The sequence below is a fragment of the Novosphingobium sp. FSW06-99 genome (assembly GCF_001519065.1).
Taxonomy (GTDB): domain Bacteria; phylum Pseudomonadota; class Alphaproteobacteria; order Sphingomonadales; family Sphingomonadaceae; genus Novosphingobium.
Genome location: NZ_KQ954255.1, coordinates 376606 through 385413 on the forward strand (window position 1 = coordinate 376606; position 8808 = coordinate 385413).

Genomic DNA, 8808 nt, shown 5'->3' on the forward strand with positions numbered 1-8808 from the left:
GCTGCTAAGACATCGGCTCAGGGTCCGCGCTTGCTCCGGGTGGGGGCGCGGGTCGGCGTCCGCTCAACCCAAGGGCATCCGTTTCGATGATCCGCTTGTTCAAGCACTATATTCCGAACGCGGTCCTGTTGCTGGGGCTGTTCGATTTCGTGCTGCTGGTGGCGGCGGGCGAATTGGGCTGGATGGTCCGCGCCTGGCAGATCGGCATCGGGCTGGGCGCGATCAGCGACCGCTGGGCGCCGCTGCTGATCTTTGCCGCGCTGGTGCAGACCGCGATGATCGCGGTGGGCGTCTATGGTTCGGACGCATTGCGATCGATGCGTTATGCCGGTGCGCGGTTGCTGGTGGCGATCAGCCTGGGCATCATCGCGCTGTCGGTGGTCTATTTCCTGTTGCCGGGGCGCACGTTGTGGCGGTCGAACTTGTTCTACGCGATGTTCATCGCGATCGCGCTGCTGCTTGGGATCCGGGTGCTGCTGGGCGGGGTGCTGGGAACGTCGGCGTTTCGCCGCCGCGTGCTGGTGCTGGGCGCGGGCGCGCGGGCGGCCCGGTTGCGCAAGCTGGGCGAGCGTCCCGAGGCGGGCTTTGTGATTGTCGGCTATGTCGGGATGAGCGCCAAGCCGGCCGAAATCGAAGAGGCGATCCACCGCGACGCGATCGCCAACCTGACCCGGTATGTCGAAAATCTGGGGGTCAGCGAAGTCGTGCTGGCGCTGGAGGAACGGCGCAACGCGCTGCCGCTCAAGGACTTGCTGCGGATCAAGACGACCGGGGTGCATGTCAATGAATTTTCGACCTTTCTTGAACGCGAAACGGGGCGGGTCGATCTCGATACGGTCAATCCGAGCTGGTTGATCTTTTCCGACGGGTTTTCATCGGGGCGGATGGTGTCGAGCGCGATCAAGCGCCTGTTCGACATTGCCGCCAGCCTGTTGCTGCTGGTGCTGACCGCGCCGCTGATCCTGGTTTTCGCGTTGCTGGTCAAATTGGACAGCAAGGGCCCGGCATTCTTTCGCCAGGTGCGCGTCGGGCTTTATGGTCAGTCGTTTTCTCTGATCAAGCTGCGCTCGATGCGGGTGGATGCCGAAGCGGGCGGCGCGCAATGGGCGGCCAAGCAGGACCCCCGCGTGACGCGCATCGGCCGCATCATCCGCAAATGCCGCATCGATGAACTGCCGCAGGCGTGGACCGTGCTGAAGGGCGAAATGAGCTTTGTCGGCCCGCGCCCCGAACGCCCCGAATTCGTCGACGATCTGGAAGAAAAGCTGCCGTTCTATGCCGAACGGCACATGGTCAAGCCCGGCATCACCGGGTGGGCGCAGATCAACTATCCCTATGGCGCATCGATCGAGGATTCGCGGCACAAGCTCGAATACGACCTCTATTATGCCAAAAATTACACCCCGTTCCTCGATCTTCTGATCCTGCTGCAAACGCTGCGGGTGGTGTTGTGGAACGAGGGCGCGCGCTGACCGGGGCCGGGGCGGGGACCATGGGCATATTCCAGTTTACCTGGAGCGCGGCGGGACGGTCGATGGACCTGGTGACGGCCTTTGTCGCCATGTTGCTGGTGGTGTGGCTGATCGAACGGCACCGGCGGCGGCCCGGCGAGGGCGCGGCCGATGCCGTGGCGGTGGCTGTCACCGCGCTGTGGTGCCTGCTGGTTTCGGCCACCGGTACGGGCAGCGTGCTGTCGACATTGGGTGAAGTCGCGCGCAATCTGGCCTGGCTGATGGTCGTGCTGGCGCTGTTTGCGCGCGATCGCCGCGACGAAACGGTGCGCCCGGTGCGCCCGGTGCTGGCCGCGCTGGCGCTGGTCGAGCTGTTCCAGATCGCGCTGGTGGTGCTGACCCAACGTTATGCAGGCTTTCCCGAGGCGGTGGTGATGATCGGGCAGATGTCCGACTTGTTCCACTTGCTGTCGACCACCGGTGCGCTGGTGCTGGTGCACAATCTCTATGCCGGTTCGGTTGCGGGACAGCGCGGCGCGGTGCGATGGAGCTGTCTCGCGCTGGCGCTGATCTGGGGCTATGATCTCAACTACTATACCATTGCCTATCTCGCGCGGGGGGTGCCGGCGGAACTGGTGACTTTGCGCGCGCTGGCGCAAATGGTGGCGATGGTGATGATCGGGCTGGCCGCGCGCAAGGGGTCATCGCTGCGGCTGTCGCCGTCGCGCACGGTGGCGTTCCAGTCGCTGGTGCTGCTGATCATCGGCATCTATCTGATCGTGATGGTCGGCGCGGCGCAGTCGGTGGCCTGGGCCGGGGGCAACACCAGCGAACTGGTGCAACTGGGGTTTGCCTTTGTCACCACGGTGATGATTATCGCGCTGGTGCCTTCGGCGCGGTTGCGGCGTTGGCTCAATGTCGTGCTGGCCAAACATTTCTTTCAGCACCGCTATGACTATCGCGCCGAATGGCTGCGGTTTGCGCGCACCATCGGGCGCGCCGATGCCAATGCCCAGCCGCTCCACGCGCGCGTGGTGCAGGCGGTTGCCGATATTACCGACAGCGCGCGCGGGGTGCTGCTGGTGCCGGGTGAAGGCGGCGCGCTGGTGCTGGCGGCACGTTGGCAGTGGCCGACGCTCGACGTTCCGGCGGTCGCGATCGATGCGCGCGCCGTCGCCTTTCTGGAACGCAGCGGCTTCATCGTCGATCTCGATCAGGTGCGTGCCGGCACCGACCACGCCGGCGAAGCCTCGCTGATACCCGCCTGGATGGTGGATGAAGAGGCAATCTGGGTGCTGGTGCCGCTGCTCCATTTCGAACGGCTGGTCGGCCTCGTCGTGCTGGGGCGCCCGGCCTTGCCGCGCGAACTCGATTGGGAAGATTTTGATCTGTTGCGCGTGGTCGGGCAACAGCTCGCCAGCTTTCTGGCCGAACAGGGTGCACATGCCGCGCTGCTCGAAGCCAGCCGGTTCGACGAATTCAACCGCCGCATCGCCTTTGTGATGCACGATATCAAGAACCTGGCCAGCCAGTTGGCGCTGCTGGCGCGCAATGCCGAACGCCATGCCGACAATCCCGCATTCCGCAGCGATATGCTGGTCACCTTGCGCAACGCGGCCGACAAGCTGAACGCGCTGATCGCCCGCCTGTCGCGCTATGGCGCGGGCACGGTGTCGGCAATCGAGCCGGTCGATGCGTCTGCGGTGGCCCAGGCGGTGGCGGCGCGTTGCAACACTGCGCTTGGCACCGTGCAAGTGTTCGCCACCGATGTGCAACCGTGCCTGGTGCTGGCCGCGCGCGACACGCTCGATCAGGTGATCAGCCATCTGGTGCAGAACGCGCTCGATGCCACCGAGGGCAAGCTCGGCGTGTTCCTGCACACCCGCACTGACGCTGGCCATGGCGTGATCGAAGTGGTCGACAGCGGCAGCGGGATGAGCGCCGATTTCGTGCGCAACCGGCTGTTCACGCCGTTCGTATCGACCAAGCCCGGCGGGTTCGGCATTGGCGCATTCGAAGCGCGCGAACTGGTCAACGCCATGCACGGGCGGCTCGAGGTTGAAAGCCGTGAAGGACTTGGCAGCCGTTTTGCCATCCGCCTGCCGCGCGCGCCCGACGGCGCCGGGGCCCATTCCGCCACTCCCGCCATTCCCGCGCCCGCGACGAAAGCAGCCGTGTCATGACATCGATCCGCCCAAAACTTCTGATCGTGGAAGACGATCCCGGCCTGCAGGCCCAGCTCAAATGGGCCTATGAAGATTTCGATGTGCTGATCGCCGGCGACCGCCAGAGCGCGATCACGCTGCTGCGTGCCGAAGAGCCGCCGGTGGTCACGCTCGATCTGGGCCTGCCACCCGATCCTGATGGCGTGACCGAGGGGTTTGCGCTGCTCGACGAGATCATGGCGATCAAGCCCGATACCAAAGTGATCGTCGCATCTGGCCATGGCGCGCGCGAATCCGCGCTGCGCGCGATCCAGCGCGGCGCCTATGATTTCTATGCCAAGCCGGTCGATATCGATGCCATCGGCCTGATCGTGCGGCGCGCGCTGCACGTGTGGAAGCTGGAAGTGGAAAACCGCCTGCTGGCAACGCGCGCACCCGAAGACCATCGCGTGCTGGGCCGCCTGATCACCGCAGCGCCCGAAATGGTGAAGGTGGCGCGCACCATCGAGCGCGTGGCCAACACCAATGTTTCGGTGATGCTGCTGGGAGCCAGCGGTACCGGCAAGGAATTGCTGGCGCGTGGCCTGCACGAGGCATCGAACCGCGCGCAAGGCAGCTTTGTGGCGATCAACTGCGCGGCGATCCCCGAAAACCTGTTGGAAAGCGAACTGTTCGGCCATGAAAAGGGCGCCTTCACCGGTGCGGTCAAGACCACCGAGGGCAAGATCGAACAGGCCAGCGGGGGGACACTGTTCCTCGACGAAGTGGGCGACATCCCGCTGCAATTGCAGGTCAAGCTGTTGCGGTTCCTGCAGGAACGCACGATCGAACGGATCGGCGGGCGCCGCTCGATCGAGGTCGACACGCGGATTGTCTGCGCAACGCACCAGAACCTTGAGGCGATGATCGCCGACGGGCGGTTCCGCGAAGATCTCTATTATCGCCTGGCCGAAATCGTCGTGCGCATTCCGGGTTTGTCCGAACGCGCGGGCGATGCGGTGCTGCTGGCGCGTGCGTTCCTGGCGCGCTTTGCCAAGGCGATGAACCCGGCGGTGCGCGGGTTTGCCCCCGATGCGCTGGCCGCGATCGATGGCTGGGGCTGGCCGGGCAATGTGCGCGAACTGGAAAACCGGGTGAAGCGCGCGGTGATCATGGCCGATGCCAAACTGATCACCGCTGCCGATCTCGATCTGGCCGAACCCGGTTCCGCAGAAGACCAGACGCTCAATCTCAAGACCGCGCGCGAAGTGACCGACCGGCGGATGATCCGCCATGCCTTGGCGCGCAGCGAGGGCAATATCACCAACACCGCACGCTTGCTCGGGATCAGCCGGCCCACGCTGTATGATCTGCTCAAGCAATATGACTTGCAGCACTAAGCAGTCATGATCCGCTGGCGGCCTTGTCGCGCGGCCCTGCTGCGCAGCGCGGTGATCGCGCTGGCGGTGTCGGGTGCGACCATGGCCAGCGGCGGCGACAGCGCCATCGCGGCCGCGCGCCATGCGGCGGATGCGGCAATCGCGCGGGGCGATCCGGTGTCTGCCGAAGTGGGCATTCGCAAGGCGATCGCGCAGACCCATGCCGATGATGCCTTGCGCGCCTGGCTGGCGCAGGCGCTGCTGGGCGAAGGCGATCGCAATGCGGCTCGGCGTGTGCTCGATGCCGGGGCGCTGACCCCCGACAGCGCCGGGCTGGGCTGGCGCGTGCGCGGGCTGATCGCACTGGCCGATGGCGATCTGCGCGGCGCGGCGGCGGCGTTCGACCAGGCGCTGAATGTTGCCCCGCACGATGCCGACTTGTGGGTGGCGATTGCCTCGATGCGGTTTACCGGCGGCGAACAGGCGGCGTCCGAGGCGGCGGCCGACCGGGCAGTGGCGCTCGACCCGCGCAATCCGCGCGCGCTGGCGCTGCGCGGGATGCTGATCCGCGAACAATATGGGCTGTCCGCCGCGCTGCCGTGGTTTGAACAGGCGCTGTTGCTCCACCCCGATGAACCCGCGCTGCTCGATGCCTATGCCTCGACATTGGTCGATATGGGCGAATATCGCGCCGCGCTGATTGTCGCGCGCAAGCTCTATGATGTCGAACCGAAGAACCAGCGCGCGCGGCTGATCGAGGCGGTGGTGGCGGCGCGCGCCGGGCAGACCGAGCTTGCCCGGTCGATCCTGCAACGCACCGGAACCGCCTTTCGCGACATGCCTGCGGCGATGCTGTTGACCGGGGTGCTCGAATATCGCGCGGGCAATGTCGACCTGGCGGTCGAAGCGCTAGAACGGCTGGTCGATCGTCAGCCCGACAATCTGCTGGCACGCCATGTGCTGGCGCGCGCGCTGGCCGCCAAGGCCGATTGGCGCAGGCTGGTCGATCGCTTCGATGGCGATGTCACCGCCGGACGCGCCGGGCCCGATCTGGTCGCGCTGGTGGGCACGGCGTGGACGCGGCTGGCGGCGCGCGGTGGCGATGCGCAGGCGCATGCCGACCGCGAACGGGGCCGCGCACTGATCGCGCGCGCCGCCGCGATGACCGGGGCCGCCCCGGCTGCGGCGCTGCCCGCCAACGCCACACTTGCGGTGCTGGCCCAGCACTATGCCGACAATCCGCGCGCGGCGGGCAATGCGGTGCCCTATATCCGCGCGTTGATCGCGGCGCACCAGGCCGATGTGGCACAATCGGTGGCCGATCGGTTGCGCGAAGACAATGCCGGGAACACCGACGCCAACTTGCTGGCAGGCGATGTGCGGATGATCCGGGGTGAAGCGCGCGGCGCGCTGATCGATTATACCAATGCCGCGGCAATCCGCTTCAACGTGGCGGTGCTGGTGCGGATGGATGCGGCCTTGCGCGCGGCGCGGCGCGGGGCCGATGCGGATGCGATGACATCGCGCTATCTGGCGCAAAATCCCGAAAGCGTGACCGCGATGACGCTGCTGGCGGCGGGCTGGGCGGGCAACCCGGCGCGCGCGCACGATCTGCTGGCGTTGCGCAAGGCGATCCTGGCGCGCGGGGTGCAGATGCCGCTGGTGCAAGCCCCCTCGACAGCGGGGGGCAAGACGGGCTAGGTCGGCAATTCAATCGATCGATTAAACGATGGGGGATGGCCGATGCCCGGCGCGCTGGATGGACTGACAGTACTCGAATTCGCCGGAATCGGGCCGGGTCCGTTCGCCTGTATGATGCTGGCCGACCATGGCGCGCGGGTGATCCGCATCGAACGCCCGGGCGGGGCAGGCCGGTTTGGCGATGCGGGCAACCGCGACATTCTCAACCGCAATCGTGAACGGCTGGCGCTCGATCTGAAGGATCCGGACGCGATCGCGCAGATCCGCGAACTGGCCCGCAGCGCCGACGTGCTGATCGAGGGGTTTCGCCCCGGCGTGATGGAACGGCTGGGGCTGGGGCCCGAGGTGTTGCTGGCCGACAATCCCCGGCTGGTGTTCGGCCGCATGACCGGCTGGGGGCAGGAGGGGCCGATGGCGCCGCTGGCCGGGCATGACATCAACTATATTGCGCTGTCGGGCGCGCTGCACACATATGGTCCGGCGGGCGGCAAGCCGAGCTTTCCGGTGAATGCCGTGGGCGATTTCGGCGGGGGCGGCATGTTGATGGCGTTTGGCGTGCTGGCGGCGGTGTTTTCGGCACAGCAGACCGGCAAGGGCCAGGTGGTCGATTGCGCGATGGTCGATGGTGCGGCGATCCTGTCGGCGATGACCTGGAGCTTTTTCGGCAATGGCCAGTGGCGCGACCAGCGCGGGGTTAACCTGCTCGATGGCGGCACGCATTTCTATGACACCTATGAAACCGCCGACGGCAAATGGATTTCGCTCGGGTCGATCGAGCCGCAGTTCTATGCTTTGTTGCTCGAACGCACCGGGCTGAAAGACGATCTGGCGTTCGCGCGGCAGATGGACCCTGCCGCGTGGGGGCCGTTGAAGGCCAAAGTCGCCGCATTGTTCGCCACCCGCACGCGCGACGAATGGTGCGCGCTGCTCGATGGCACGGATGCCTGCTTTGCCCCGGTGCTGAGCCTGGGCGAGGCGCCGCACCATCCGCACAACGCCGCGCGCGGCACGTTTGTCGAGGATGGCGGCATGGTCATGCCAGCCCCGGCGCCGCGCTTTTCGGGCACGCCCGCGCCTGCGCCCAGCCTGGCGGGCCGGTCATGACCGCTGCCGCGACGCCCATAGCGACAGGCCGATCAGCACCGCGCCGATCAGGCCGGTAACGGTTTCCGGCACGGCATGCCGTGCCGAAACCAGCATGATCACGCCCAGCGCGACGATCGCCCAGAACGCGCCGTGTTCGAGATAGCGGTATTGCGCCAGCGTGCCTTCGCGCACCAGCGCCAGCGTGATCGACCGCACGAACATGGCGCCGATCGACAGCCCCAGCGCGATGATCACCATGTTGTTCGACAGCGCAAACGCGCCGATCACCCCGTCAAAGCTGAACGAGGCATCAAGCACGTTGAGATAGAGGAACCCGCCAAGGCCCGAACGTACCAGCGTGCCCGCCACGCGCCGCGCCGCCTCGCGCGCTTCGAGCACGGTGCCGATCGCCTCGACGGCGATATGCGCGATGATCCCGGCCAGGCCTGCCTCGACAAACACCAGCGCGGCGGGCCCCGGCAATTGCCGCGCGATCGCCAGCAGCAGCACCAGCACCAGCGCGATCCCGCCCGTGCGCACCAGCGCCAGCGCGGCCAGTCGCCGTTCGACCCAGCCGATCCAGTGCACCGTCTTGTCGGGATCGAGGAAATAGTCGAGCCCGACCAGCAGCAGGAACGCCCCGCCAAACCCGGCAATCGCGCCATGCGCGCCGCTGACCAGCATTTCGTAACGCGCCGGTTCGGTCAGTGCCAGCACGGTCGCATCGATCGGGCCGACGCCTGCCGCCAGCGCCACGATCGCCAGCGGAAACACCACCCGCATGCCGAACACCGCGATCGCCATGCCCCAGGTCAGGAACCGGCGTTGCCAGACCGCGTCCATCTGGCCCAGCGCGGCGGCATTGACCACCGCATTGTCGAACGACAGCGACACTTCGAGCACCGCCAGCACCAGCACGACCCAGATCACCCCGGCGGTGGCCACCAGCGATCCGGTGTCGAACCAGCCATAGAGCGCGGCCAGCGCCAGCGCGACGGCGGTAAACAGCAGCGATCCCGCAAAACGGTGCATCACTTATCCTCCCCA

Annotated in this window: 6 protein-coding genes; 5 read left to right on the plus strand and 1 reads right to left on the minus strand. The window is 66.6% G+C overall.

Translation table 11 applies throughout. The features are described 5' to 3' along the window. Nucleotides 1–86 precede the first annotated feature (86 nt). The 5 genes from AQZ49_RS10565 to AQZ49_RS10585 all read left to right on the plus strand — a co-directional run bounded on the left by AQZ49_RS10565 (nt 87) and on the right by AQZ49_RS10585 (nt 7779). Entirely contained in the window at nt 87–1472 is a 1386-nt protein-coding gene (locus AQZ49_RS10565) for a TIGR03013 family XrtA/PEP-CTERM system glycosyltransferase (RefSeq protein WP_067615287.1), read from the plus strand. A 62-nt stretch (nt 1473–1534) separates the two neighbouring features. Next, nucleotides 1535–3634 carry an XrtA/PEP-CTERM system histidine kinase PrsK gene (gene prsK, locus AQZ49_RS10570; RefSeq protein ID WP_231739180.1) on the plus strand — a complete coding sequence of 700 codons (2100 nt, stop codon included), beginning with the start codon at nt 1535–1537 and terminating at the stop codon, nt 3632–3634. Continuing rightward, nucleotides 3631–4995 carry a PEP-CTERM-box response regulator transcription factor gene (prsR, locus tag AQZ49_RS10575; protein ID WP_067615289.1) on the plus strand — a complete coding sequence of 455 codons (1365 nt, stop codon included), beginning with the start codon at nt 3631–3633 and terminating at the stop codon, nt 4993–4995. Before prsK ends, prsR begins: the two co-directional genes overlap by 4 nt. Nucleotides 4996–5001: 6 nt before the next feature. Then, nucleotides 5002–6675, plus strand: coding sequence for a tetratricopeptide repeat protein (locus AQZ49_RS10580; RefSeq protein ID WP_231739181.1), 1674 nt, complete (start codon nt 5002–5004; stop codon nt 6673–6675). A gap of 42 nt (nt 6676–6717) precedes the next feature. Further along, complete coding sequence (locus AQZ49_RS10585; protein WP_067615291.1) at nt 6718–7779, plus strand: CaiB/BaiF CoA transferase family protein; 1062 nt, start codon at nt 6718–6720, stop codon at nt 7777–7779. On the opposite strand, the gene AQZ49_RS10590 is transcribed toward AQZ49_RS10585, so the two are convergent. After that, nucleotides 7774–8793, minus strand: coding sequence for a DUF475 domain-containing protein (locus tag AQZ49_RS10590; RefSeq protein ID WP_197411002.1), 1020 nt, complete (start codon nt 8791–8793; stop codon nt 7774–7776). The two genes, AQZ49_RS10585 and AQZ49_RS10590, sit on opposite strands and share 6 nt — an antisense overlap. Nucleotides 8794–8808: the final 15 nt, after the last annotated feature.